Annotated in this window: 22 protein-coding genes and 2 pseudogenes; 14 read left to right on the top strand and 10 right to left on the bottom strand. The window is 63.2% G+C overall.

All coding sequences use genetic code 11. From position 1 onward, the window contains the following. Positions 1-47: 47 nt before the first annotated feature. A pseudogene (locus ACS4RS_RS27435) lies at positions 48-381 on the top strand (alanine--glyoxylate aminotransferase family protein); the annotation flags it as partial. 85 nt (positions 382-466) lie between these two features. Here the strand turns inward: ACS4RS_RS27435 and ligM are convergent. Then, a complete protein-coding gene (gene ligM, locus ACS4RS_RS27440; RefSeq protein ID WP_439013169.1) occupies positions 467-1,870 on the bottom strand; it encodes a vanillate/3-O-methylgallate O-demethylase in 1,404 nt (467 codons plus the stop codon). 49 nt (positions 1,871-1,919) lie between these two features. Then, positions 1,920-2,795: a methylenetetrahydrofolate reductase gene (locus tag ACS4RS_RS27445; protein WP_439013170.1), complete on the bottom strand. Its 876-nt coding sequence runs from the start codon at positions 2,793-2,795 to the stop codon at positions 1,920-1,922. Positions 2,796-3,050: 255 nt separating this feature from the next. On the opposite strand from ACS4RS_RS27445, the gene ACS4RS_RS27450 reads away from it, so the two are divergent. The 7 genes from ACS4RS_RS27450 (at position 3,051) to ACS4RS_RS27480 (ending at position 9,518) form a co-directional block, all read left to right on the top strand. Further along, positions 3,051-3,803 carry an FCD domain-containing protein gene (locus tag ACS4RS_RS27450; RefSeq protein WP_439013171.1) on the top strand — a complete coding sequence of 251 codons (753 nt, stop codon included), beginning with the start codon at positions 3,051-3,053 and terminating at the stop codon, positions 3,801-3,803. A gap of 118 nt (positions 3,804-3,921) precedes the next feature. Continuing rightward, entirely contained in the window at positions 3,922-5,100 is a 1,179-nt protein-coding gene (locus tag ACS4RS_RS27455; RefSeq protein WP_439013172.1) for an ABC transporter substrate-binding protein, read from the top strand. Between the two features lie 79 nt (positions 5,101-5,179). Further along, a complete protein-coding gene (locus tag ACS4RS_RS27460) occupies positions 5,180-6,040 on the top strand; it encodes an ABC transporter permease subunit (protein WP_439013173.1) in 861 nt (286 codons plus the stop codon). Then, entirely contained in the window at positions 6,037-7,083 is a 1,047-nt protein-coding gene (locus tag ACS4RS_RS27465; protein WP_439013174.1) for an ABC transporter permease subunit, read from the top strand. The genes ACS4RS_RS27460 and ACS4RS_RS27465 overlap by 4 nt, the downstream gene beginning before the upstream one ends. Next, entirely contained in the window at positions 7,080-7,829 is a 750-nt protein-coding gene (locus ACS4RS_RS27470; protein ID WP_439013175.1) for an ATP-binding cassette domain-containing protein, read from the top strand. Before ACS4RS_RS27465 ends, ACS4RS_RS27470 begins: the two co-directional genes overlap by 4 nt. Further along, positions 7,826-8,551, top strand: coding sequence for an ATP-binding cassette domain-containing protein (locus tag ACS4RS_RS27475; protein WP_439013176.1), 726 nt, complete (start codon positions 7,826-7,828; stop codon positions 8,549-8,551). Before ACS4RS_RS27470 ends, ACS4RS_RS27475 begins: the two co-directional genes overlap by 4 nt. A gap of 103 nt (positions 8,552-8,654) precedes the next feature. Beyond that, positions 8,655-9,518: a glycerophosphodiester phosphodiesterase family protein gene (locus tag ACS4RS_RS27480; protein WP_439013177.1), complete on the top strand. Its 864-nt coding sequence runs from the start codon at positions 8,655-8,657 to the stop codon at positions 9,516-9,518. Here the strand turns inward: ACS4RS_RS27480 and ACS4RS_RS27485 are convergent. The 7 genes and pseudogenes from ACS4RS_RS27485 to ACS4RS_RS27515 all read right to left on the bottom strand — a co-directional run bounded on the left by ACS4RS_RS27485 (position 9,515) and on the right by ACS4RS_RS27515 (position 16,709). Next, positions 9,515-10,336 (bottom strand): inositol monophosphatase family protein, encoded by an 822-nt coding sequence (locus ACS4RS_RS27485; RefSeq protein ID WP_439013178.1) that lies wholly within the window; start codon positions 10,334-10,336, stop codon positions 9,515-9,517. The two genes, ACS4RS_RS27480 and ACS4RS_RS27485, sit on opposite strands and share 4 nt — an antisense overlap. Next, complete coding sequence (locus tag ACS4RS_RS27490; protein ID WP_439013179.1) at positions 10,336-11,340, bottom strand: LacI family DNA-binding transcriptional regulator; 1,005 nt, start codon at positions 11,338-11,340, stop codon at positions 10,336-10,338. The genes ACS4RS_RS27485 and ACS4RS_RS27490 overlap by 1 nt, the downstream gene beginning before the upstream one ends. Continuing rightward, positions 11,324-12,102 (bottom strand): annotated as a pseudogene (locus ACS4RS_RS27495) (glycerophosphodiester phosphodiesterase). The gene ACS4RS_RS27490 and the pseudogene ACS4RS_RS27495 overlap by 17 nt, the downstream one beginning before the upstream one ends. Further along, positions 12,102-13,157, bottom strand: coding sequence for an ATP-binding cassette domain-containing protein (locus tag ACS4RS_RS27500; RefSeq protein ID WP_439013181.1), 1,056 nt, complete (start codon positions 13,155-13,157; stop codon positions 12,102-12,104). Before ACS4RS_RS27500 ends, ACS4RS_RS27495 begins: the two are co-directional and overlap by 1 nt. Continuing rightward, positions 13,157-13,999 carry an ABC transporter permease subunit gene (locus ACS4RS_RS27505; RefSeq protein ID WP_439013182.1) on the bottom strand — a complete coding sequence of 281 codons (843 nt, stop codon included), beginning with the start codon at positions 13,997-13,999 and terminating at the stop codon, positions 13,157-13,159. Before ACS4RS_RS27505 ends, ACS4RS_RS27500 begins: the two co-directional genes overlap by 1 nt. Before the next feature lie 2 nt (positions 14,000-14,001). Further along, the gene (locus tag ACS4RS_RS27510) at positions 14,002-15,303 is read right to left on the bottom strand and encodes an ABC transporter permease subunit (RefSeq protein ID WP_439013183.1); all 1,302 of its coding nucleotides are present in this window, start codon (positions 15,301-15,303) and stop codon (positions 14,002-14,004) included. A 59-nt stretch (positions 15,304-15,362) separates the two neighbouring features. Further along, positions 15,363-16,709 carry an extracellular solute-binding protein gene (locus ACS4RS_RS27515; RefSeq protein ID WP_439013184.1) on the bottom strand — a complete coding sequence of 449 codons (1,347 nt, stop codon included), beginning with the start codon at positions 16,707-16,709 and terminating at the stop codon, positions 15,363-15,365. 337 nt (positions 16,710-17,046) lie between these two features. Here ACS4RS_RS27515 and ACS4RS_RS27520 point away from each other — a divergent pair, with 337 nt between their 5' ends. Beyond that, positions 17,047-17,505 (top strand): YbaK/EbsC family protein, encoded by a 459-nt coding sequence (locus ACS4RS_RS27520; protein WP_439013185.1) that lies wholly within the window; start codon positions 17,047-17,049, stop codon positions 17,503-17,505. Between the two features lie 83 nt (positions 17,506-17,588). Next, entirely contained in the window at positions 17,589-18,599 is a 1,011-nt protein-coding gene (locus ACS4RS_RS27525) for a TIM44-like domain-containing protein (RefSeq protein WP_439013186.1), read from the top strand. 20 nt (positions 18,600-18,619) lie between these two features. Here the strand turns inward: ACS4RS_RS27525 and ACS4RS_RS27530 are convergent, their stop codons facing one another. Beyond that, positions 18,620-19,651: a hydroxyacid dehydrogenase gene (locus ACS4RS_RS27530; protein ID WP_439013187.1), complete on the bottom strand. Its 1,032-nt coding sequence runs from the start codon at positions 19,649-19,651 to the stop codon at positions 18,620-18,622. A gap of 271 nt (positions 19,652-19,922) precedes the next feature. On the opposite strand from ACS4RS_RS27530, the gene ACS4RS_RS27535 reads away from it, so the two are divergent. From ACS4RS_RS27535 to ACS4RS_RS27550, 4 genes are all read left to right on the top strand, one after another. Continuing rightward, positions 19,923-20,522 (top strand): HupE/UreJ family protein, encoded by a 600-nt coding sequence (locus ACS4RS_RS27535; protein WP_439013188.1) that lies wholly within the window; start codon positions 19,923-19,925, stop codon positions 20,520-20,522. A gap of 287 nt (positions 20,523-20,809) precedes the next feature. Continuing rightward, entirely contained in the window at positions 20,810-21,388 is a 579-nt protein-coding gene (locus ACS4RS_RS27540; protein WP_439013189.1) for a MarR family transcriptional regulator, read from the top strand. A 4-nt stretch (positions 21,389-21,392) separates the two neighbouring features. Beyond that, positions 21,393-23,123 (top strand): thiol reductant ABC exporter subunit CydD, encoded by a 1,731-nt coding sequence (gene cydD / locus ACS4RS_RS27545; RefSeq protein WP_439013190.1) that lies wholly within the window; start codon positions 21,393-21,395, stop codon positions 23,121-23,123. Beyond that, on the top strand, positions 23,120-24,808 hold the full coding sequence (locus ACS4RS_RS27550) for an ATP-binding cassette domain-containing protein (protein WP_439013191.1): 1,689 nt from the start codon (positions 23,120-23,122) through the stop codon (positions 24,806-24,808). The genes cydD and ACS4RS_RS27550 overlap by 4 nt, the downstream gene beginning before the upstream one ends. Positions 24,809-24,814 lie beyond the last annotated feature (6 nt).

Below are 24,814 nucleotides of genomic sequence, written 5' to 3' on the forward strand. Positions count from 1 at the left end.
CGGTTGGAATCCCTTGCACCCCTTGGACTTCTCCTCACTCGCCTTGCATCGAGGCTGAAGGCCTGGAGAATGTCGTCGCCCGCCATGCGCAGGCTACGTTTGCCACCTGGGCGGGTTAAACGCGCTCGGCGCCCCGGACTGGCTGCGGGCAGCCAAGGCTTCGAACCTGTTGACGGCGGTGCCGGTGCCAAAGGCATTGACGCCCGATGCGCTGATTGCCGCCGCCAGGCGGCTGGAGGTGAAGTTGACCGAATGTGTGGGAACCACGCGGGTCCGCGCGCCGCGTTCCAGACGGCGCGCTCGAATGTCGCGGCCTATGGCGCGGCCCTCATGCAGGCTGGCCATACCTGCGATATCGCCGCTGCAGCCAAGGGGATATCACCTACAGCCGCTGAGAGAATGCTGTCGGAATCAGGAAAGCGGCATGAGACCGCCCGGCGTGGATGGCCAGGCGGCCGGCCTTGGCTCAGGCCGTCTGCCGGGTGCGCCAGCTGTCGGCATAGGCCTCGCGGGCATCGCGTGCATAAGGCACCGGCGCGACCTTGACCCGGATCTCGAGCTGTTTGTGACGTTCGACTGTGGTCTTGCGGGTTCCGCCATCGGGTTCGCCCCAAACCAGGGTCAGCACGTCGCCGACCTGAACATCCGGCTCGACGGTGCCGAGCGAAAGCATGGTGCGTTCGTTGTGGCTGTAGCCCGAGAACATCGACACGCCGATCGTCCTGCCGTTCCTCATCACCTGGTCGTAGCTTGATGAAGCGTAGTTCGATAGCGGCAGGTCGATATACTTGTAGTTATCGCCTGACGGGTCGAACAGCGATTGGAAGACTTTGGCGACATCGTCCCGGTTCCAGGCGAATGTCACCTTTTTGCGATGCGGCTTTTCGGCTATCTTTTCCAGCGCGGCGCGGCCGATAAAGTCGTGATCGAACTTGACGAACGGCCCGTAGCCCAGCTCGTACGGGGTCAGGTAATAATCCTCGATATTGTCGGAGACGAAGCTGCCGCCGATCGAGCCGGTTGCTTCATAGCTGTCGGCGCCCAGCCATTCGCGGAAGGATTTCATCCGCTCGTCGGTATAGACTGCCGGCAGCGGCGACGGAATCCAGCCGGACTCCAGCGTATTCGTCGCATAGGCGCGGGCACCGACCTGGCGCAGACCAAATTCCTCACCCGCTTCCAGGAGGACGTTGCGGATCTCGTCCCCTTCTTCATAGGGTCCGAAGATCTCGAGGCCGGGGGCGCCCGACATGCCGTGGCGCAGCGTGCGCACGCGGCGCCCGCCGATGTTCATCGTATCCATGTTGAAGAATTTGACGTCGGCGAGCGGCCCGCCATTGACCTTTTCGAGGATATTCCAGGCGTTCGGCCCCTGTATCTGATAACGGTACCGCCGGCGCACGACCGGTTTGCCGCCCGGCCGCGATGGCGAACGGTCGTCGCGGTCGAGCTTCACGTCGTAGCCGCCGGTCAGCCCGTGGAACTCTACCCAGTTGATCGTCGGCGCGCGGCCGACGATCAGATACTGGTTTTCGGCCAGATGGAAGAGAATGACATCGCCGATGACATGGCCGCTATGGCTGACCGGCACGAATTGCTTGGCGCGGTTGACCGGGAAATTGGCGAAGCTGTTGATGCCGAGATGGGAGAGAAGCTTCAGCGCCTCCGGCCCCTCGATCATCAGTTCGGCCATATGGTGGGACTGGTCGAAGAGTACGGCTGTTTCGCGCCAGGCGCGCTGCTCGTCGCGCCAATTGCTGAATTCCGGCGGCACGACGGGATAGATGTAGGCGCCGATTTGCGAATTGCGGAGCATATTCACCGTGTTGCCGGCGGCGTTCAGCTTCTGCTCCAAGCTCTGTTTCGTCATGATATTCCTCCCATTGAACAAAATGATGGTCGAGGCCTTGCGGCCGGTTTCAGTCAGAGGGCCGCTGCTGTTCTGCCCAGCGGATGGATTGGGCCGGATCGCCGAAGGTGAAGAAATGCACGCCGCTGATGCCGAGATCCGGTTCGGCGGCCTGCGCTGCGGCGATATCGATCAGCAACTCTTCCGGCGTTTCGCCCGAAAGCACGTTGCGGGCGATCTCGCTTCTTTCGCGCAGCGCCCGCAAGGATGCGCCGACACCGCAGCGAAGCGCGTATTTAAGAAGCTTCGTGCGGCTGGCGGGTCCGGCGATGCCGACCCTGAGCGGCACCGTTATGCCCCGCTCGCGAAGCCGCCGTGCGAAGCCGAGGAGCGGTTTCTGATCGAACAGGAACTGGCTCATCAATAGCACATCGAGCCCGGCACGGGCAGCCGCATCGACCTTTGCCGTCAGCGCGGCGTCGAGGACGGAGCCGGCGATGCGCGGATGCCCTTCCGGGTAGCAGGCGATGGCGATACGGCCGATGCTATATGTCTGGAAGAGCCCTGTTTCGATCAGGTCCAGCGCGGAGCCGAAGGCCCCGGCGGCATCGTCCCGATCACCGCCGAGGACGAGCGCATGACGAACGCCAGCCTCCTCGGACAGCCGGGCGAGCATGGTGTCGAGTTCCAGGCGGTTGCGGATATTGCGGGCGACGATATGGGGAACGGGCACGAAGCCGGCATCTCTCAAACCCGCCGCGGCCCTCACCAGCAGCCCGATATCCTCTTTCGGAAGATGGGCGACAAAGACCTCGGAGCCTGGCGGCAGGGTCGCCGTCATGCTCAGCAGCGACGGGAGGTCGCGCGACGTCACTTCGATGGAATAATGCGTAAGAAGATCGGCAAGAGGCGCCTTCTCCCGGCTTTCGCTTTGCGGCGCAATCATCGCAAGCCTCTCTCCTCGGGATTCGTGTGTCCAGCCTGTATACAGTAATTGGCAGAAAATCATGCCGTCAGCAAGTGACATAACGAGCATCATGGAAAATTCCATGAATATCGCTTGATAAATAACTTTTTAGATATGTGATGATATGCCGATCGTCATGCAATAATCGCTTGACAGGAGACGGTATACACGTCGTACTCCATTCTTGCATGACGGGATTTCGTGAGCGCCCAAGCGCCAGAATGGGGACGGGAGATGGCTGCGGAAAAGGCAAACGTGGATCGCAAGCGTGACAGCCAGGCCTTGAAGGGCCTTCTCGGCGTGCGTGATCTCGTGCTCGGTGGCGGCGTCTCGCCGGGCGAGCGTCTCTCGGAAGTCTGGCTCGCCGAAAAGCTCGGCATTTCGCGCACGCCGCTGCGCGCTGCCCTCGCGCGTCTCGAACAGGAGGGCCTGCTCGAGCAGATCCCCTCGGGCGGTTACGCCGTGCGCGGTTTCACCACAGCGGATGTTTTCGACGCCATCGAGCTGCGTGGCGTGCTTGAAGGCACGGCAGCCCGGCTTGCCGCCGAACGGGGCGTCACGCCTGCCAAGCTCAAGGCGATCAAAGGACTGATCCTCGAACTCGACAAATGCTTTGGCGATCGGCCGGAGGACATGCTGTTTGCCCACTATGTCGAGCTCAATGCGGAATTCCATTCCATGCTCGCCGGCCTTGCCGGCAGCGAGATGATGCGGCGCGAGGTGGAACGGGCGGCGCAGCTGCCGTTCGCCTCGCCGAGCGCGTTTCTGGAGAAGCAGGAGGATGTGCTCGCCTTCCGCCTGTCGCTGGTGCATGCGCAGCGTCAGCACCGCGACATCGTTGCGGCGATCGAGATGCGCGAAGGCACCCGCGCCGAAGCGCTGGCGCGGGAACATGCGCGGCTTGCGCGTCACAATCTGGAATTCGTCATGGAAGAGGATCGCAGCCTGATCACCCGCGTTCCGGGACTGACGCTGATATCGACGTGAGACGCGGCCGGCGATTACGGGCGGGGAGGCCCTGCCGGCCGGTCGGCTGAGAAAGCCGATGGAGAAGAGAGGAGGCCGGCGGATCGCATGGATCGCCGGTAAGAGGAGGAGAAAAGCCGTGATTGCCAGAAGAAGTCTGATCGCCCTCTCCGCAGGGGTTTTGATGTCGGCCGGCCTTGGCCTGCCGTCCTGGGCCGAGGATACATTCAAGGTGGGTCTCATCCTGCCAATGACCGGCCCCTTCGCATCGACCGGCCGCCAGGTCGAGGCCGGTGTCAAAGCCTATATCGCCGCCAACGGCGATACGGTCGCCGGCAAGAAGATCGAACTGGTGGTGCGCGACGATGCCGGCACCGCCGACCAGACCCGCCGGATCGCGCAGGAACTGATTGTCAACGAGAAGGTCAATACACTTGCCGGTTTCGGATTGACGCCGCTGGCGCTTTCCGTTGCGCCTGTGATCACGCAGGCCAAGGTGCCAGCCGTCGTCATGGCCGCCGCCACCTCGTCGATCACACAGGCATCGGAATATTTCATCCGCACCAGCGGCACGCTGCCGCAATATTCGGTGCCGGTGGCGACCTGGGCGCATGAAAACAACATCAAGAAGGTCGTGACCCTCGTGACCGATTACGGCCCGGGCATTGATGCAGAAACCTGGTTCACCAAGGAGTTCAAGGCCAAGGGCGGCGAGGTCGTCGAAGCCGTGCGCGTTCCCCTGCAGAACCCGGATTTCGCGCCTTTTCTGCAGCGTGTGCGCGACGCCAAGCCGGACGCGGTCTTCGTCTTCCTGCCATCCGGTGTCGGCTCGCTGTTCATGAAGCAGTTTGTCGACCGCGGCCTTGCCGAAGCCGGCATCAAGCTAATCGGCACCGGCGACATTACCGACGACGACATCCTGAATGGCATGGGCAAGCCTGCGCTCGGCACCATTACCGCTCACTTCTACGCGGCGGCGCATGACAGCCCGGAGAACGCCGAGTTCGTTAAGGCCTTCAAGGCCGCCAACAACAACATGCGCCCGAATTTTATGGCAATAGGCGGTTATGACGGCATGCACGCCATCTATGCCGCGCTCGAGGCCACCAAGGGGGATGCGGACGGCGCCGCGTTGATCAAGGCGATGAAGGGCCTTGCCTGGACGAGCCCGCGTGGCCCGATCTCCATCGATCCAGAAACCCGCGATATCATCCAGAACATCTACATGCGCGAAGTCAAGGACGTGAACGGCGAGTTGCAGAACGTCGAATTCAAGACCTACACGAATATGAAGGACCCGGTCAAAGCCGGCCAATGAGCGCGGAGCCGCGCAAGCTCGAATGGGAAGATGCGGCGGAGATCGCTTCGCCGCTTGCTCCTGGAAAGTCGGGTTTATCATGTTGACTATTCTGTTCGACGGCATCGCTTATGGAATGCTGCTGTTCATTCTCGCCTGCGGGCTGACCATCACGCTTGGATTGATGAATGTCATCAACCTCGCCCATGGCGCCTTCGCCATGGCGGGCGGCTATATAACCGTCGTCCTGATGAACAGCTACGGTGTCTCCTTCTATTGGTGTTTGCCGATCGCCTTTCTCGCAGTCGCGCTTGCGGGGCTGGTTCTGGAGCGTCTGCTCTACCGGCACCTCTATTCCAAGCCGCATCTCGACCAGGTGCTGTTTTCCGTCGGCCTGGTCTTCATGTCGGTCGCCGGCGCTGATTATTTCATGGGCGGCCAGCAGCAGATGATCCAGTTGCCACAGGAGCTTTCCGGCCGCTGGGATCTCTACGGCGTCGGCATCGGCCGCTACCGGCTCTTCATTATCCTCGTCTGCGTCCTTCTGACGATCGTGCTGCAGCTGCTATTAACCAAAACCCGTTTCGGCAGCCGGCTGCGTGCCGCCGTCGACGACGGGCGGGTCGCCCGCGGGCTCGGTATCAATGTCTCGGCGGTCTTTGCGCTGACCTTTGCCGTCGGCTCGGGCCTTGCCGGTCTGGGCGGCGCCATGGGCACGGAGATTCTCGGCCTCGATCCGAACTTTCCGCTGAAGTTCATGATCTATTTCCTGATCGTGGTGACGGTCGGCGGCACCTCTTCGATCATCGGGCCGTTTCTTGCCGCCCTGCTGCTCGGCATTGCCGATGTCGCCGGCAAATATTACGTGCCGCAGATCGGCGCCTTCGTCATTTACGGTGTTATGGTCGTCGTGCTTCTCCTTCGTCCGCACGGCCTGTTCTCACGGGAGGGCGGCCGATGAGCGGAGCGCGCAGCGAGGCAAGAGAACGCGCCACCGAACAGCTTCGTCGCGGCAACGCCTGGCGGCTCTATGAGATCGTGCTCTGGATCGCGGCGGTCGCCGCCATCTTCGTGCTGCCCTCGGAGATGCTGCTGTTGACCGAAATCGCCATCACCGCGTTGTTTGCCATATCCCTCGATCTGGTGCTCGGTTACACCGGCATCGTTTCCCTCGGTCATGCCGCCTTCTTCGGCCTCGGCGCCTATGCGGCCGGTCTCTTTGCCAAGTATGTCATCGCCGAGCCCGTCACCGGCCTCTTTGCCGCTGCCGCGGTCTCCGGCCTTGCCGGCTTTGCAACGAGCTTCCTCGTCCTGCGCGGTTCAGACCTGACGCGGCTGATGACGACGCTCGGCATCGCCCTGATGCTTGCCGAACTCGCCAATCAGATGGCATGGGCGACAGGCGGTGCAGACGGCCTCAGCGGCATCACCATCGGGCCGATCCTTGGTGCTTTCGAATTCGATCTCTGGGGCCGCACCGGTTATGTCTACAGCCTGGCTGCCCTCTTCATCCTGACATTCGTCGCGCGGCATCTGGTGAATTCCTCCTTCGGCCTGTCGTTAAGGGCGATCAAGGCCAATCCGGTGCGCGCCGCCCTGGTTGCCATTCCGGCGAGGAACCGGATCATCGTCATCTATACGGTCGCCGCCGCCTATGCCGGCGTTGCCGGCGCGCTGCTGACGCATACGACGAGTTTCGTTTCGCCCGATGTCCTCGCCTTCCACCGCTCGGCTGACGTTCTTCTGGTTCTGGTCATCGGCGGCGTCGGTTATCTCTATGGCGGCATTGTCGGCGCGGTCATTTTCACCGTGCTGCGCGACTGGCTGTCGGTCTCCACGCCGCAATACTGGATGTTCTGGATCGGCCTGATCCTGATCGCCATCGTTCTCGTCGGCCGCGAGCGCATCGCCCGCTGGCACAGTTTTCTGCCGGCCTCGCTGCAGCTCGGCATTCAGCGGCTCGCGACCTGGCGGCCTGGCACGAAGCTGAGGGAAAGCCGATGACCGTCGCGCTGGAAACCCGCAGTCTGGTCAAGCGTTTTGGTGGGTTCACCGCCACCAACGATGTTTCGCTGTCGATCAAAAGCGGTGCCCGCCATGCGCTGATCGGTCCGAACGGCGCCGGCAAGACGACGCTGATCAATCTGCTGACCGGGGTGCTGAAGCCGACCTCCGGCCAGGTAATCGTCGACGGCGAGGATATTACCGGCCTTTCGCCGCACCGGCGTGTGCGGCGCGGCATTGCCCGCACGTTCCAGATCAACCAGCTCTTTTCCGTCTTCACGCCGCTGGAATCCGTTCTGCTGGCGATCAACGAGCGGGATGGCCTCGGCCGCTCCGCCTGGCGCCCGCTCGCCGCTCACGCGGATGCGACCGATGAGGCGGTGGATCTTCTGGAACGGTTCGGCCTTGCCGGCGTCATGGGCGAGAAGACCGGCCGGATCGCCTATGGCAAGCAGCGGCTTCTTGAAATCGCGCTTGCCTTCGCGAGCCGGCCGCGGGTGCTTCTGCTCGACGAGCCGGCGGCCGGTGTCGCCGAAGAGGAGCGTAGCGAAGTGCTTTCCATCGTCCGCGGCCTGCCCGCCGAGGTGACGGTGGTGCTCATCGAACATGACATGGATCTGGTCTTCTCGTTTGCCGACCGCATTTCGGTTCTGGTCGCCGGCGCTGTTATGGCCGAGGGAACGGTCTCAGAGATCGCCGCCGACCCGCGCGTCAAGGCGGTCTATCTCGGGGAGGACGTGGCATGACGGCGCTTTTGCGGATCGACAAGCTTGTCTCCGGTTATGGCGAGGCCCGGGTTCTCGGCGGCGTCAGTTTCGAACTCGACGAGGGGCAGTCCCTGTCATTGCTCGGTCGCAACGGTGCGGGCAAGACGACGCTGGTCGATACGATCGCCGGCGTCACCACCTTTCATTCCGGGGCGATCAGCTTTGCCGGCAGCGATCTGACCCACATGCGGCCGGAACGGCGGGCCGCCGCCGGCATCGGCTGGGTGCCTCAGGAGCGCAATATCTTCCGGTCGCTGACTGTGGAGGAAAACCTGACGGCGATCGCCCGCCCCGGCCGATGGTCGCTTGAGCGCGTCTATTCGATGTTCCCGCGGCTGAAGGAACGGCGCCTCAATCTCGGCAACCAGCTTTCCGGCGGCGAGCAGCAGATGCTGGCGCTCGGACGGGCGCTGGTGCTCAATCCAAGGTTGCTGCTTCTCGACGAGCCGCTGGAAGGATTGGCGCCGATCATCGTCGACGAACTGCTGGCGGCGCTGGCGAAGATCATCGACGGCGAAGGTATATCGGCGATCATCATCGAGCAGAAGGCGCGCAAGATACTGCCGCTGACCGACCGCACCGTGGTTCTGGAACGCGGCCTTGTCACTTATGCCGGCGAGAGCGCAGCCCTGCTTGCCGACGGCGAGATGTTCGACAAATATCTGGCGCTCGGCGACCATAGGGCCGTCAGCCCGGCTTGATGCATGTGGCCGAAAACGCGCCAGCATCCCGAATGCCGTATCCGGCCCTTGATAAATCCAGCTGGTGGAGGCAGGAGAATAGCATCGCGGAGATTTGGTGCAGATGACGAGATTGCTGGATGCGCAGGGCCTGGAGATTTCGCATGAGGGACATCGCACCCGCCTGAAATGGCACCGGCTGCGCAAACGGTTTGCCGATCCGCTGTTCTCCGCCGAAGTGATGGCGGAGGGTTTTGCAGCCGGCGCGTCGATGGAACTCGATCTGCGGGTGCGCGCCGATGGCGGCTTCGTCGTGCTGCACGATGAAGAGCTCGACGGGGAGACGAGCGGGCATGGACCGATCGCCAAAATGAGCATCGGCGATCTCGGCGATATCAGGATGAAAGAGGGCGAGCGGCCGCTGATCCTCAGCGAGGATCTCGCCGCCATGATGCAATCGACGCATCCGGCCGCATTGCTGCAGTTCGACATGAAGGATGATTATGAGGCGATCGGCGCGAGCGGCATCGAGCACCTTGCCGCGCATTTCCGCGATATCGCCGCCTCGGTGATCGTCAGCGCCGGCAGCCTCGACCTGATCGTGGCGGTCAAGGAGGAGCTTCCGCATCTCCTGCGCGGTATTGATCCCACAGACAAGCTCTACAATATCAGGCAGGACAGCGGCTGGAAGGCTGTCGAGATGGAATTGCGCGCCGACCTGCGCGGCCCGACCGAACCGGACACGATCTATCTCCACTGGCCGCTGATCCTTGACGCCGCCAGGGAAGGTCTCGACATGATCGCGCTCTGCCAGGATCACGGCAAGCACGTCGATGCCTGGACCTTTACCCTGAAGGATCCGGAGGCTGGTTTCAGCGATGAGGAATGGCGGAGCTTCCAGGCGCTGATGGCGCTGAAGCCGGATCAGGTCACCACCGACGAGGCGCCGGCGACCGAAAGCGCCTGGAGGCACCGCATGGCAGGCTAACCGTTGGGCATGAGCCCCTCGATGTCGAGGATGAAAGCGAATTCGCCGGCAAGCCCCGGCGAGTGGGCGATGACCGGTCCGCCATCGGCAAGCAGCCTGTCGACATCCGGCATTGCCACAATAGCGCCGGCCTCTTCGGCGATCAGTGCGCCGGCGAGCATGTCCCAGGCATTGAGATGTCGTTCGTAATAGAGATCGGCCGCACCCTCGGCGACGCGAACGAGATCAATCGCCGCCGCGCCCGTGCGGCGATAGTCCATGCCGCGTTCGTGAAGCCGCTTGGAGAGCGCGAGGTGGTCGTCGAAACTGGTCTTGCGGGAATGGCCGAGAATGACGAGCGCATTGGCCGGATCGGCGGTCGCCGCCGCGTGCACTGGAATTCCGTCCTTGAAGGCGCCGCCGCCGCGGATGGCGTGAAAGACCTTGTCCTCGGTGGCATCGTAGACGACGCCGATTTCGACCTTGCCGCCGGCGACGAAGGCGATCGAGACGGCCCAATGCCGGAAGCCCCTGATATAGTTGGTCGTTCCGTCGATCGGATCGACGACCCAGGTGCCGCCCTCGCCCGATCGCCCGCCACTTTCTTCGCCCATGAACATATCGTCCGGAAACCGTAAGAGCAGCCCGTCGCGGATCGCCTGTTCAGCCTTCCTGTCGGCGATGGTGACGAAATCCTGCAATCCCTTGTTCTCGACGGCCAGCGTGCCGGGATTGGAGTCGCGCCGAAACCGGGCCGCTTCCCGTCCGGCCTCGAGGGCGACTGTGATCGCGACCTCCGCCCGTGCGCGGATGGCGGCGGCATCGAATGCGGGATTCATCAGGCAGTCCTTCTTGTTATCAGCGTTACCGGCGTGAATTCGACGCGCGCCGTCAGGTCCGGTTCAGCCATCCGGCTCATCAGCAGATCGACCGTCTGTTCGGCCTGGAGATCGCAGGGTTGGCGGATGGTCGTGAGGTCGTAGGCGGTCCAGCTCGCCTGGGGGATGTCGTCATGGCCGATGATGGAGAGCGGAGGCGCATCGGCGCGGCTGCGGCCCTGCATAACCCGGTCGACAACGCCGCAGGCCATGTAGTCGTTGGCGCAGAACAATCCGTCGATGCCGGATGCGGTAAGGTCGGCGGCCGCCTCATAGCCACTGTTGTAGTCGTTGATCCTGACCTGCAGCAGCTGCGCCTCGACGCCGAGCTGCTTGCAGCGCGCGATGAAGGCTTCGCTTCGCCGTCGCGCCGTATAGGAGATGGCGGGTGCGGCCATGACGGCCAGTTGTCGCGCGCCGCTGTCGATCAGATGGGTGGCGGCGAGGTGGCCGGCCATGCGGTCATCGGAGATGATGCGGTCGACGAAGGGGATATCGTTGCCCTTGTTGATCAGCACGATCGGCACGCCTTCGGCAGCACATTGCTCGCAAATTTCGGTCGGCGGCGCATCCGAGGTGACGATGACGCCGGAGACAGCGTAATGCAGCAGCTGGCCGATGACCGTCGAGGTATCCGCCTCCTGCGAGGTCGGCAGCAGGATGGGGCGGAAATTGCGGGCGATTAGCACTCTTGCCAGGTTCTCGATCTGCAGCGTCCGGAACGGATTGTCGAGGCCGGCGGCAACGACCCCGACGAGATCGGAACGTTTGTTGGTGAGACTTCTGGCAAGATAGTTTACCCGATAACCGAGATCCTTGGCGGCCTGGAAGACCTTCTCGCGTGTTTTCGGCGAGACGCTGGCATCCGGCGTGAAGGCGCGCGATACGGCGGCACGCGAAACACCAGCCACGCGCGCCACGTCGAAGGAGGTTACCTTGCGCGGTCCCTTATCCCTGTCTGCCAACTGCTTTTTCCCCTCACCTGTCGGCCGCATCAGATCGGGCAAATCCGTGCAGATGCCGAGAACCGGAAGCTTCATGATGTCATCGAGAATGCTCTGCCGCTCCTCGTGCCAGAGCACGATCTCGCGGCCGGCCTCGAAGGCGCGGCGCATCAATTCCTCGCTTACCAGATCCTGCGGTCGCTCGCCCGCCTTTTCCCAGCAAAGATGCAGGATATCGGCGCCGGCCTCGTCGCCCAGCGCATGCGGATCGTGGCCGATCCGGATCAGCACCGAAAGCGGGAGCTCGCAGCCCGCGTCGCGGAGTTCGCGCACCTGCGCCGTATCGAAGGAGCCGAGGCAGGCAAATTGCTGGTTCATCTCGGCAAGATGGCGCCAGCAGAGCAGGCCGGTTCCGGGTGCCTTGAGCTCGACATAGAGACCGGTTCCGGTCTCCCTGCCGAGGGCGGCGACCTCCGAAAAACTCGGCACGTCGACGCCGTGGAGGGCCGCGAGTTCGGCAGCCGTCATTTCGGAAATGCGGCGGTCGATGCCGAAGACGCGCTCGAGATGGTCGTCATGTGAGACAACGACCACGCCGTCGCGGGTCAGCTGCGTGTCGAGCTCCCACATCTCGGCGCCGAGTTCTGCGGCGCGGCGGAAAGCTGATATCGTGTTCTCGCGCTCATGGCCGCTGGCGCCGCGATGGCCGATGCAGAAGGGAAGTCGGCCCTTGGCCGTTGGCCAGTCGTAACGCTTGAAAAATGCCTGGAAGTCGCGGGTCATCAGAGCCTCCTGCCATCTTCGTCGAAGACGAAGACGCCGCGGCTGTCGATCGCCCAGCGGACATCGTCGCCGACGTGAATATCGTTGCGCACCGGCTGTATCGAGCGCAGCAGCGGGCCGCCGGCAAGACGTACGTCGTAAAGGTTTTCTCGCCCTTGCGTTTCGGCGAAGGTGACCTTGCCGGACACCGGTGTATCGCCCGCAGGCGTAAAATGCTCGGGCCGGACGCCGAGCATCAGCTTCGTGCCCTCGGCGGCGCCGACGGATCCCGGCAGCGGCACGCGGATTTCGCTTTCCGGGATGGCGAAAGCGCCCTTGTCGACGATGCCGCGCAGGAAGGTGATCGGCGGATTGCCGAGGAAGCCGGCGACGAAGGCGGTCTTCGGATCATTGTACATTTCGGCCGGCGTGGCGATCTGGACGATCTCGCCTTCCTTCATGATGGCGATACGGTCGCACATGCTCATCGCTTCCACCTGGTCATGGGTGACGAGAATGGCGGTGATGCCGGTCTCGCGCTGCAGGCGGCGGATTTCCGAGCGCATTTCGAGGCGCAGCTTGGCATCGAGATTGGCGAGCGGTTCGTCGAGCAGCAGCACGTCAGGCTTGCGGATCAGCGCTCGCGCCAGCGCCACGCGCTGCTGCTGGCCACCGGAAAGCTGCGCGGGACGGCGTTCCATGAGATTGCTGATATGAACAAGCTCGGAAATACGCTCGACCTCCTTGCGGATGTCGGCGGCAGGCATGCCCTTCACCTTCAGGGGAAACCCGATGTTTTCGGCCACCGTCATGTGCGGGTAGAGCGCATAGGACTGGAAGACGACGCCGACATTGCGGGCCTGGCTCGGCAGGTCGGTGACGTCGCGGTCGCCGAAGAGGATGCGTCCGCTGGTCGGCCGGTGAATGCCGCAGACCGCAAAAAGCGTCGTCGATTTGCCGCAGCCGGAAGGACCGAGTAGCGCCAGCATCTCGCCGTTGCCGACTTCGAGCTGCATGTTCTCGATGACCTTGGTAGAGCCGAAGCTCTTCGAAAAATTGTCGAGGAGGATGCGCATCAGCCTTTGCTCCCGCCGCCGTAGATATTCATGAGATATTTGTTGAAGAGCGTGTAAGCGATCAGCACCGGGATGAGGTAGAAGAGGCCGACCGCCTTGAACATATTGAAATCGTAATTGTTGTCGTCGGCGAGGAAGCCCGCGAGATAGACAGACAGCACCTGCACCTGATTGCCCGGCGCCAGCACCTGCGGCAGAATGAACTCGCCCCAGCCGGAGAGGAAGGAGAACAGCCCGAGCGCCATGATGCCCGGCTTGACCTGCGGCAGCACGAGGCTGCGCCAGACGCGGAAACGCGAAGCGCCGTCGACGACGCCGGCCATTTCGATTTCCCAGGGCACGGTGTCGTAGAAACCCTTCATCAGCCAGATGCCGAGCGGCAGGTCGATCGCCGCCTTCACCAGGATGACGCCGATCAGCGAATTATAGAGGCCGATCATCTGCAGGACGATGAAAATGGCGATGATCAGCGTCACCGACGGGAAGGCGTGCAGCACCATGACGCCTGCAAGGAAGAAGCCGCGCGCTGGCACGTTCAGCCGCGACAGCACGTAACCGGCCATCGACGAGACGATGAGCACCAGGCTGGTGGTGCAGGCCGAAAAGAGCAGCGTATTCAGCGTTACGTGCCAGATATTCGCCTTACCAGCCGTCGTCTGCCACAGGAAGCGCCAGTGATTGAGTGTCAAGCCGGAGGGCAGCAGCGCATCCGGTTGCTTCACCGTCACTGTGTCGAGGAAGAGATAGACATACATCAGGAGCAGCGGCAGGCTGACGATGGTCAGCGCCGTTATGACAGGCCAGCTTCGATAATTTGCCGAGGGCTGCGATCGTTCGGCCATGGTCAATCCTCGATCAGGGGCTTGGCGACGAGCGTGCCGTAATTGAAGATGCGTAGATAGAGGAGCGACAGCGTCACGCCGATGACGACGAGCACCAGCGCCATCGCGGCGCCCAGCCCGTATTCGAGGTTGCCGGCATAATTCCTGAGCGCGGTGTGATAGGCGGCGAGCGCCCAGACCTCGGTGGCGTTGCCGGGGCCGCCATTGGTGGCAAGCAGGATTTCATTGAAGGAGGCGAGCAGCGACAGCGTCTGGTAGCAGGTGACGAAGAGGATCGGCCAGCGCATCTGCGGCAGGATGATGTAACGGATCTGCTGCCAGCGCGAAGCACCGTCGACCTCGCTTGCATAGAACTGGCTCTTCGGAATGGCCTGCATCGCCGAGGAGAACACCAACATTCCCATCGAGGCGCCGATGAAGCCGTTGATCAGCACGACGAAGAACCAGGCATTATAGGCGGTATCAAGCAGGTAGTTCTTCGGCGGGTAGCCGAACTTGCCCATCAGGATAGAGATGAAGCCGCTGTCCCAGGCGAGCCACTTCCACAGCAGGACGTAGATGACGACGGGCGTGATGCGCGGCAGGAGCCAGATGCCGCGAAAGATCGAGGCGGGCGTCGGCGGCATGTAATGTGTCCAGATGGCCAGCAGCAGGGCATAGCCGACGTTGAAGAGCGTCAGCACCAGCGCGACATAGAGCACGGTGTTGAAAAGCACACGCGCCATGTCGGGCGAATTGGCCATGCGTGAGAAATTGTCGGTCGTCCAGGTCCAGCCGGTATAGGTTATCTTGGCGACGGTTTCCTTCTGCTCCGGCGTCAGCTTGAAACCCAGACTGTCCAGCGCCGAAAACAGCTGCTCCTTGCTGTCGAAGCGGGTGTTGAGGACGGAGCGGTTGAACTGTTCGGAGATCTGCTTGACCTCACGCGTCGAAGGTCGCTCGGCGAGATCCTTGATCATGCGCTCGACGTCGCGGCGTGCCGGGAAGATCTCACCTGTATGTTTGGCGCGCAATTCCGCGGCGATCCCCGGCGCAAGCCCGAGGCTCTCGACGGCCGTGAGGCCAGCCTCGTCGATGGTGTAACGCGGCTCGGCCATCTCGGTGGCGATCTCGGGCATCGCCGATTTCAGCGCGATCAGCGAGTTGGGCGCGATCTGGTAGACGCCGCCGGAAATGCCGGTCGCCGTCGTCATGTTGGTCATCGAGAAGACCGCCGTCAGAACCACCGGCATCAGGAAGAACAGGACGATCATGATCGCCGCAGGCGCGATCATCACCAGTCCGAGCGTTCTGGACGATTTCATGGGAAGTCTCCTCGCGGAACCGACCGGGCGGCGGGATTGCCGCCGCCCGGAGGGATGCTTCAGCGGATGACAATCTTGTCGCCGAGCGTGCTTTTCAGCTCGCTCTCGGCGTCGCTGATGGCGGCGTCGACGGTCTTGGCGCCGGTCCAGGACGCTTCGAGGTTCTTCCACATGATGTTCCAATAGGTGCCGAAATCGGAATTGTTCGGCATCGCATTGGCATAAGGCAGCAGGCGCTCGGTGGCTTCGCGGGTCCAGCGGTCGGCCGAGTAGAAGTCGACGGTGGATTCCGACTTGGAGATGCCGAGATGGGCCGATCTGACCGCATGCAGCGCGTTGGTGCGCGGCTCGGAGGCGATCTTGACCAGCTGGGCGGCGATCTCGGTGTCTTCCTGGTCGTGACCTGCGGTCAAGAGGTAGACGAGCGGATGGGTCAGCGTGTTGGCCTTGCCGCCTTCGCCGGCGGGGATCAGCGTGAAGATCACGTTGCCGAAGAAGTCCTTGAGGCCTTCCTGGTTGACGAGGCGGGCATAATGCCAGGTGCCGCCGTCCCAGATCCCGGCCTTGCCTGTGGCGACTTCCTTCCACCACTGGTCGCCGGGCATGCCGATGTGGTTCTTTTTGGTGACGCCTGATTTAACGGCGTCGGCGAAGAACTGATAGGTGCGGGTCATCGCCGCCTTGTCGAAGACGAGCTTGCCGTCTTCTTCCATCGTGCCGCCGAAGCTGGTGTAGAACTGCCAGTAGTCGGGGCCGTTGCTGGTGCGTGGATAGAAGCCGTAACCGGGCTGGACGAGCCCCTTGTCCTGCATCTTCTTGGCATCTTCGAGCAGGTTCTTCATGGTGTACTTGCCGTCCTGGACACTCTGCGGCAGCGCGTCCAGATCGGCGTCGCTGTAGCCGATCGCCTTCATGTAAGGCTTCCAGAAGAACATCGGGCGGGATTCGGCATCCTGCGGAATGCCGTAGACGGTCCCGTTGTAGGAGGCGATCTTCAGCAGGTTTTCATAGATGTCGCTGAGCGGCCAGGAGTCGAGATCGACGTAATCCTCGATCGGGACGATGAGGCCGGCCTGCGACCAGGGGGCGATGTCTTCGTGGCCGCTGACGACGATGTTCGGGGCGGTCTTGGCTTCCGCGGCAAGGGTCAGCGCCTGCTTGAAGTCTTCCCAGGCGGAATAGGGCTTCTTCTCGACGGTGATCTTCAGGTCTTCGCCCTTGAGGGCGGCTTCGCGCTGCAGTTGCTGGGCTGCGATCTCGATGGCGTCGAGGCGATAGACGTCGTTCGGGCCGGTGCCGCCGGCCCAGACGCTGATGTGAACGTCCTTGGCAACCCCAATTGCAGAGCTCGAGGCCAGGATGGCAGTAGCGATGGCGAGGGTTTTCAGTGTCGGCAAAATGGTCATCTTCTTCGTCTCCCTAGAAGAGCAGTGTGAAGCCTCTTGGCGGGTCAGCACTGCTGATGATGGCCGCTCCGAAACCCCACGAAAACGTGACGATGTCCGCTCTAGGGGTTTGATGTAACGGCCGAATGACAAAATTGAGCACGTGTGCAAAATTATTATGACAATGTCTGCCAGACTTGCAAGCGGCGGTTTTCGGGAGTGCCTTTTTCATTTCAAATTATGCTTGCCCTCCTGCGGGTTCGCGGTGTCTTTCGAGACGCTGCAATGCTTTCAATCCTCGCATCGTGACTTCCGAAAACCGGTTCCGATTTTCGGGCCGATGCGCTAGCATGCGGGGATGAGCCTCGAATCTGTCCGCGCTTTCTTGCGTGCGCACGCACCCGATATCGACATCATCGAAACCGCCGAGAGCTCCTCGACGGTGGCGCTTGCTGCCGAGGCCCATGGCGTCGAGCCGGCCCAGATCGCCAAGACGATCTGCCTGCGCGTCGGCGAGCAGATGATGCTGGTCGTTGCCGGCGGCACGGCAAGGCTCGACAATCGCAAGTTCAAGGACACGTTCGGCGCCAAGGGGCGCATGCTCGACGCCGATGAGGTGGTGGCGGTCACCAGCCATCCGGTCGGCGGCGTCTGCCCGTTCGGCCTACCCTCGCCGCTGCCCATCTATTGCGATATCTCACTGAAACGCTTCGATGAGGTCGTGCCGGCGGCGGGCTCGACGAATTCGGCCGTGCGCATCGAAACCGGACGGCTGGCCGAGCTTACCGGCGCCAGCTGGGTCGATGTCTGCCAGTAAGCGGCGAAAAAACTTCAAACGGCGGAAAGAGTACCTATATTCTATCCCGACATGCCCTCACTGCGCATGACAGGAGATCAGGAATGCCGAGTGCTATTTCGCGTTTTGCCAAGTTCGCGGCTATTGCCGCACTGACGAGCGCTACCGTTTTTGCCACGATCAGCGATGCCGATGCCCGCCGCGCCGGCAGTTTCGGTGGATTCGGAAGCCGCGGCACGCGGACCTTCCAGGCTCCGCCTGTCACCCGTACCGCGCCTGCGCCAGTTGCGCCGATCGAACGGTCGATGACGCCGCGCCCGCAAACCACGGCACCAGCGACCGCGCAGCAGCCCTTCGGCGCCCCGCGCCCCGGTCTCTTCGGCGGCTTCGGCCGTTCGATGATCGGCGGCCTGATTGCCGGCGGCCTCCTCGGCATGCTGCTCGGTCACGGTTTCGGCGGTGGCTTCGGCTTCCTCGGCATGCTGCTGCAGATCGCGCTGATCGGCGGTGCCGTCATGCTCGCCATGCGTTATTTCTCCAACCGCCGTCAGCCTTCCTACGGCGCCGGTGGCCAGAGTGGCTCCTTCAACCGGTCTTATAGCGTGTCGCCAGCCAACAATTCGTCCTTCCAGATCCCGGCGATCGGTTCGGGTGCCGGTTCAGGATCGTCCACGCGCGGCAACCGGCCGAGCGACGAGCTCGGGCTGACGCAGGCCGATCTCGATCAATTCGAGGAATTGCTGACCGACGTTCAGACCGCTTACGGTGCCGAGGATTACGCCACGTTGCGCCGACTGACGACGCCTGAGGCGATGTCTTATCTGGCCGAGGAACTCGGCGAAAACGCCACCAACGGCATGCGCAACCGCGTGTCCGACGTTAAGCTGCTGCAGGGCGACATTGCCGAGGCCTGGCGCGAAGACGGCCAGGAATATGCGACGCTTGCCATGCGCTACTCCTCGATCGATGCGATGGTCGAACGCGACAGCGGCCGCGTCGTTTCCGGCGACGATCGCCGCCCGAGCGAAAGCACCGAGGTCTGGACTTTCGTGCGCAAGCCCGGCACCGACTGGAAGCTCGCCGCGATCCAGGGAAGCGAGCAGCGCGCCGCCTGAGGCGGCGCGCGTCTGCTGGTTTAATTCACTGCGACTGGTTTGGAACGCATGCGCGAAACCGTTTCGCGTTCTGCCCGCTTGCAACGCATCGGCGGCAGGCCGCGATCCATCAGGTCCATGTCCTCGAGCACCATATCGCCCATCTTCTTGAAGGCACTGTCGAGCGCGCCGGCGCGATGTGCGGAGCGGATGAAGCCTTTCAGGCTCCGCACCGGGTGATCGGGCGGCAGCGGCTCCTGCGGGTAGACGTCGCTTGCCGCGACAAGATGACCGGACGAGACGGCCGCCATCAGCGCCTCGAAATCGACGACGTCGGCGCGGCTGAGCAGGATGAAGGCCGCGCCCCTGCGCATGCTGGCGAAAGCGTCGGCGCCGAGAAATCCTTTGTTTTCACTGGTGACGGCCGCGACGACGAAGACGAAATCGCTCTTGGTCAGCACATCCTCCAGGCTTGCGGGCTCGACGCCGCTTTCCTTGAGGATCGAGCGGGGCAGCCAGGGATCGAACACTCTTATGCGGGCCCTGAAGCCGGAAAGCAGCCGGCGCAGTGCCTTGCCGAGATCGCCGAAGCCGACGATGCCGATCTCGGAGCCGGCGATCAGCCGCGCATGCGCATTGCCCTCGCCGCCCCAGAGTTCGTTTCCCTGGCGGAACGCGACATCCGCATCGACGATGCCGCGCGCCAAGGCGAGCGCGAAGCCGAGACCGATCTCGGCGACCGGCTCGGCAAAGACCTGGCCTGTGGTCACGACATGGATGCCGCGCTCAAAAAGCACCTCATAGGGCATGTTGTTCAGAAGATTGCTTTCGACGTTGAGGATCGAGCGCAGGGCCGACATTCTCGCCAGCGTTTCCGCCGAAAGCGGCGGCTGGCCGACAATGTAACGGGTCCTGCCGAGGATCTCGTCGCCGAGCCCGGCGATATTGTCGGGATCGGCCTCGATGATCTCATATTTCGCATGCAGTTCGGCGCGCGCCTGATCGCTGAAGATCAGATCGAGCGTGCGCGGTTCGGGCGCGCTGATCGCCAGCGGCCGCTCGGTGTTCGTCATGGGCGTCTCCTCCATCGCGGGGCGATTTGCGCTGGTTCCGCCGGATGATTGATAGTCCCTGTGCGGCGACGTTTCCAGGCGGATCTTGGAGCAATGTGAGAAGCTATCGAAAGCGGCATTTGCCTATCAGATAAGCAATTGAATTGCCTTGTTATTTTATGGAGTTTTCGTTGACGGCGCAAGTTTGTTGAATTAGCGTGTTGCGCGCACCTTGGAATCGCGGCGGCGTTCGGCGGCCGCAGGATATTCGAAAACTTACGAGGGATGAGCCATGAAATCAGCACTCAAGGGCGGCCTGCTTGCTTTGGCTGCCACAGCGCTTCCAGCCGCAGCCTATGCCCATCCCGCAATCGGCGAGGCTGCCGGCTTCAGCCATGGCTTTGCCCATCCGATGTCCGGCCTCGATCATATCCTCGCGATGGTGATGGTCGGCGTTTTTGCATTTCAGCTCGGCGGCCGCGCCACCTGGCAGGTGCCGACGACCTTCGTTCTGGTGATGGCGCTCGGCGGTGCTCTCGGCGTTGCCGGCATCAATATTCCCTTCGTTGAAACCGGTATCGCGCTATCCGTCGTGGTCCTTGGCGCGATCGTTGCGCTCCACGTCAAGGCCCCGACCGCCGTTGCGATGGGTGTCGTCGGCCTCTTCGCGATCTTTCACGGGCATGCCCACGGGGCGGAGATGCCGGAGGATGCCGGCGGTGCCGCCTATGCCGCCGGTTTTATGATCGCGACTGCGCTACTCCATGCCGCCGGCCTCGCCCTCGGCTATGTCATCGGCCGCGCCGGCGAACGTCAGGGCGCGTTCGTAACGCGCGCAGCTGGCAGTGTTGCCGCCATTGCAGGCGTCGGCATCCTGGCCGGCTTGATCTGAGCGGACAATATTTGAGCCGCCTGCGAAGGCGGCATCACATCTATCATCGCAGTCCGATCAGAACGCCCGGTAAGCCAAAACCGGGCGTTTCTGCGTCATCGCCGCAAAGTGCGGCGGACTTGATCCAAATCAAATCCAGCCATCCCGCGCCGGGCTATATCCGACCCTCGATCAACGAACGAACATCCAAATTGACGCAGGGCCGCCTTGCCGGTTGGCGCCGATGTGCGAAAGTCAGTATGCTGATTTCAGAAATTTCTGAAATCACAGACGCAACGGAAACAATGATGAACCTTCCGCCTCTCGTCCAGTCCTTCGTTCTCCACTTCGGCGAAATGGGATCCCGCTGGGGAATCAACCGCACGGTCGGCCAGATCTACGCCCTGCTCTTCGTCTCGCCGGCACCGCTCTGCGCCGAGGAGATCGCCGAGTCGCTCGGCATTTCGCGCTCCAACGTGTCGATGAGTCTGCGCGAACTGCAGGCCTGGAACCTCGTCCTTCTCAAACACAAGCCGGACGATCGCCGCGATTTCTTCACCACGCCGGATGATGTCTGGCTCATCTTGCGGACGCTTGCCGAGGAACGAAAGAAGCGTGAGGTCGATCCGACGCTGTCGGTTCTGCGCGAAATCCTGATGCAGCGTCCTGCCAGCGAGGCCGAGCGCCATGCGCAGCTGCGCATGAGCGAAATGCATACGCTAATCGAACAGCTGACCCATTGGTACGAAGACGTAAAACAACTTGAAACGGAAAGGCTCGCAACGCTACTCTCGCTCGGCGCGAAAGTGACAAAGCTTCTGGAGGCCAAGGACCGGGTTGTTTCGCTTGGCCGCAGCCGCCGGCCGAACCCTGCGAACAAGAGTTAGCGCCATGGGAACTGCTTTCTGCCACGCCACAGACAAACAAGAGACGCGGCCGTTGGACGGCGATGCCGTTTCGCCCCGCGGTGAAGCGGCGAAAGGCGGGCTGCTGAGGGCGGCGATGCTGCAGGCGCTCGCCGCTGCCATCTGGATCCCACAGGCCGGCTTGCTCGCCATCTCGGTCGGCCGTATTGCCGATGGCGGTGGATTGCATGACGTGCTGTGGCCGGCCTTCGGCATCCTAGCCCTCGGATTGGCAAGAAGCTGTCTTGACGCAGCTGGCGGCCGGCTGGCCTTTCATGTGGCGCGCTCTGAGCTCAGCCGCAGGCGGCAGGCCGCCGTCGCTGCCCTTTGTCTGTCGTCGCCGATCGATCGCGGCCGGCCGGCCTCCGGCAAAGCCGCAAGCGTCATCGGCGAGCAGGCTGAGCTGATCGTGCCCTATCTCGCCCGTTTCCAGCCGGCGCGGATGAAGGCGAGCCTCGTGCCGCTCGTCATCCTTGCCTTCCTCCTTCCTGTCTCCTGGATCGCCGCGCTGGTTTTGCTGTTCGCCGCGCCGCTGATCCCGATCTTCATGGCGCTGATCGGCTGGCGGGCCCAGGCAGCCAGCGAAAAGCAGCTCGTTGCGACCGGTGGCCTCAACGGCTTCCTGCTCGATCGGCTGCGCGGACTGGCGACGATCCGCGCGCTCGGCGCGGTGGATACGACCGCACTGCGGCTGCGCCGAGAGGCAGAATCGTTGCGTCTGCGGACCGTGGCGGTGCTGAAGATCGCCTTTCTCTCCTCGGCCGTGCTCGAGCTTTTCGCAGCACTCGGCGTGGCGATGATTGCCGTCTATGTCGGCTTCAGCCTGCTTGGCGAAATCCGCTTCGGCACCTGGACAGGCCGGCTCGACCTGACCGAGGGACTCTTCATCCTGCTGCTGGCGCCGGCCTTCTTCGAGCCGCTGCGCGAGCTTTCGTCTGTCTGGCACGATTGGGCGGCCGGCGAAGCGGCGTTGAAAGCGCTGGACGCTCTGGCTGCAGGCGGTTTGCCGATCCGAGGATCGGCCGAGGCAACAGTGCCTGCCGGCACCGGGGCGCCGGCCATCCGCCTCGAAAATCTCGCCTTTCGCTACGGCGCCGACGAACCGCTGATCCTCGACGGTTTCAACCTCGATATCGCCGCCGGGGAACATCTGGCGTTTCTCGGCGCCAGCGGCTCCGGCAAATCGACGCTTCTCTCATTGATCGCAGGGCTGGCGCCCTGTGCTGGCGGGCGCATCGTCATCGGCGGCGTCGAGCTTTCGGATGAGACTGCCGCCAGCCTGCGCGGCGCCATGGCGTGGATCGGCCAGAAGCCGCATATCTTTGCCGGCACCATCGCAGGCAATACTTCTATCGGCAGGACCGGCATCGCACGCGACGATGTCACGAATGCGCTTGCCGTCGCGAGACTCGGCAAGGTGGCTGAGGCCTATGGCGGCCGGCCGCTCGGCGAGGGCGGAATCGGGCTTTCCGGCGGTGAGGCGCTGCGGCTTGCGATCGCGCGGGCGGCCTGCAATCCGCATCTGGGGATTATCCTGGCCGACGAGCCGACCGCGCATCTTGATGCCGCCACCGCCGCCGAAGTGACCGAGAGCCTGCTTTCGCTCTCCAGGGGGCGCACTTTGATCGTTGCGACCCACGATCCGCTGCTGGCAGCGCGCATGCATCGTAGCATCCGCATCGACGCCGACTTTGTTATAAGGGAGGCCGCCGAATGAGTACATTTGCTGCAGATCTGAAGCCGATCCTGCGTCTGTTCTTTGCCGAGCGCCGGCGCGCGCTGCTGCTCGGCGCGGCACTTTCAGCGGCGACGGTCACGGCAGGCATCGCCCTGCTCGGCCTCTCCGGCTGGTTCATCACCGCCACCTCGCTTGCCGGCCTTTCTGCGGCCGCTATCACTTTCGACGTCTTTGCGCCTTCGGCCGGCATCCGCCTGCTCGCCATCATCAGGACAGTGGCGCGCTATGGTGAAAGGCTTGCGACCCATGACGCGACGCTCGGCGTGCTCGCCGCTCTTCGCGAAAGACTGTTTCGCGGCTTCACCGAACCGGGTGCGGCGCGCACGCTGCTGCATCGCCCGGCAAGGCTGCTCTTCCGGCTTACGGCCGATATCGATGCGCTCGACTCGCTCTATCTCAGGATCCTCGTGCCGGCCGCGGTGGCGATCGGCGCTACCCTTGCGGCAAGCCTTGCGCTGGGTCTCATGCATCCCTTGTTCGGCCTGTTCGCTTGTCTCTTTCTTGTCGGCACGGGCCTCGGCCTGCCCTTGATCGCCGCTCGGGCGGCGCGCAAACATGCCCGCAGACGCGCCCATGGTATCGAGGCGCTGCGGTCGCGGACGATCGATCTCGTCGCCGGCCAGACCGATCTGTTGATGGCCGGCCGGCTTGCCGCGCAGAGCGGCGCGATTGCTGCCGCCGATCATTATGCCGGCAGCGCCGACGACCGGCTGAACCGCGTCGAAACCGGCCTGACATTCGGCTTCGGCCTCGTCTCCACCCTGCTGTTGACGGCATCGCTGCTTGCCGTCGCCGCCCTTGCGGAAACGAAGGCGATTACCGCGCCGGTCGCAGCCTTCGGCCTGCTCGTCGCCTTTGCCGCCGTCGAACCCTTCGCGGCGCTGCGTCGCGGCGCCCTTGAACTGGGCCGGACCTTGCTTGCGGCAAAACGCGTCGGACCGCGGCTTGCCATCGCGGAGGCCTCCGAACCATTGGCGGCGGCGCTGCCGGGATTTGCCTTTTCGCTGGCGGATGTATCCGCCTTCCATGAAAATTCCGCCGTGCCGGCACTCCAGGACATCGCGCTCACGCTTCAGCAGGGCGAAAGTCTGGCCGTCATCGGCAGCAGCGGCGCCGGCAAGTCGAGCCTGCTCGCTCTGCTTTCCGGCGAACTGCCGGCAAAAACGGGAAGTCTTGCGGCGGTACCGGCGACCTTGCTGACGCAACGGACGGAGCTCTTCGAGGACAGTCTGCGCGGCAATCTCGCTCTCGCCAACCCGGATGCGAGCGAGGCCCGTCTTCGAGACGCGCTCGCTGCCGCCGGTCTGCTTGCCGATGTCGAGGCCATGCCGCGCGGGATCGATACGCCGCTCGGCGAAGGCGGGCTCGGCCTTTCCGGCGGCCAGTCGCGCCGGCTGGCGCTTGCCCGGCTCTTCCTGCGCGACACGCCGCTCTGGCTGCTCGATGAACCCACAGAGGGCCTGGACGGCGCCACCGCCCGCGACGTGCTCTGCCGCCTGTCGGCAATGGCCGACGGCCGCTCTTTGGTGATCGCCACGCATATCCGCCGCGAGGCTGCCATCGCAGACCGTATCGCCGTCATCGAAGGCGGCCGCATTTCAGAGATTTCGCGCCGCGGAGAGGCGGCGTTCGAAAAGACGCTCGACCGGCTTCGGCCGGACTGAGCATGA

The sequence above is a fragment of the Rhizobium sp. F40D2 genome (assembly GCF_051810745.2).
Lineage (GTDB): Bacteria > Pseudomonadota > Alphaproteobacteria > Rhizobiales > Rhizobiaceae > Rhizobium.

Bases quoted from the DNA above. Each gene is read 5' to 3' on its own strand.
- ACS4RS_RS27460 (WP_439013173.1), top strand. From the start codon at position 5,180: ATGTTGACTATTCTGTTCGACGGCATCGCTTATGGAATGCTGCTGTTC.
- ACS4RS_RS27445 (WP_439013170.1), bottom strand. From the start codon at position 2,795: ATGATTGCGCCGCAAAGCGAAAGCCGGGAGAAGGCGCCTCTTGCCGAT.
- ACS4RS_RS27510 (WP_439013183.1), bottom strand. From the start codon at position 15,303: ATGAAATCGTCCAGAACGCTCGGACTGGTGATGATCGCGCCTGCGGCG.
- ligM (WP_439013169.1), bottom strand. From the start codon at position 1,870: ATGACGAAACAGAGCTTGGAGCAGAAGCTGAACGCCGCCGGCAACACG.
- ACS4RS_RS27520 (WP_439013185.1), top strand. From the start codon at position 17,047: ATGAGCCTCGAATCTGTCCGCGCTTTCTTGCGTGCGCACGCACCCGAT.
- ACS4RS_RS27525 (WP_439013186.1), top strand. From the start codon at position 17,589: ATGCCGAGTGCTATTTCGCGTTTTGCCAAGTTCGCGGCTATTGCCGCA.
- ACS4RS_RS27500 (WP_439013181.1), bottom strand. From the start codon at position 13,157: ATGCGCATCCTCCTCGACAATTTTTCGAAGAGCTTCGGCTCTACCAAG.
- ACS4RS_RS27480 (WP_439013177.1), top strand. From the start codon at position 8,655: ATGACGAGATTGCTGGATGCGCAGGGCCTGGAGATTTCGCATGAGGGA.
- ACS4RS_RS27465 (WP_439013174.1), top strand. From the start codon at position 6,037: ATGAGCGGAGCGCGCAGCGAGGCAAGAGAACGCGCCACCGAACAGCTT.
- ACS4RS_RS27485 (WP_439013178.1), bottom strand. From the start codon at position 10,336: ATGAATCCCGCATTCGATGCCGCCGCCATCCGCGCACGGGCGGAGGTC.
- ACS4RS_RS27475 (WP_439013176.1), top strand. From the start codon at position 7,826: ATGACGGCGCTTTTGCGGATCGACAAGCTTGTCTCCGGTTATGGCGAG.
- cydD (WP_439013190.1), top strand. From the start codon at position 21,393: ATGGGAACTGCTTTCTGCCACGCCACAGACAAACAAGAGACGCGGCCG.
- ACS4RS_RS27540 (WP_439013189.1), top strand. From the start codon at position 20,810: ATGAACCTTCCGCCTCTCGTCCAGTCCTTCGTTCTCCACTTCGGCGAA.
- ACS4RS_RS27450 (WP_439013171.1), top strand. From the start codon at position 3,051: ATGGCTGCGGAAAAGGCAAACGTGGATCGCAAGCGTGACAGCCAGGCC.
- ACS4RS_RS27515 (WP_439013184.1), bottom strand. From the start codon at position 16,709: ATGACCATTTTGCCGACACTGAAAACCCTCGCCATCGCTACTGCCATC.
- ACS4RS_RS27470 (WP_439013175.1), top strand. From the start codon at position 7,080: ATGACCGTCGCGCTGGAAACCCGCAGTCTGGTCAAGCGTTTTGGTGGG.
- ACS4RS_RS27535 (WP_439013188.1), top strand. From the start codon at position 19,923: ATGAAATCAGCACTCAAGGGCGGCCTGCTTGCTTTGGCTGCCACAGCG.
- ACS4RS_RS27530 (WP_439013187.1), bottom strand. From the start codon at position 19,651: ATGACGAACACCGAGCGGCCGCTGGCGATCAGCGCGCCCGAACCGCGC.
- ACS4RS_RS27550 (WP_439013191.1), top strand. From the start codon at position 23,120: ATGAGTACATTTGCTGCAGATCTGAAGCCGATCCTGCGTCTGTTCTTT.
- ACS4RS_RS27505 (WP_439013182.1), bottom strand. From the start codon at position 13,999: ATGGCCGAACGATCGCAGCCCTCGGCAAATTATCGAAGCTGGCCTGTC.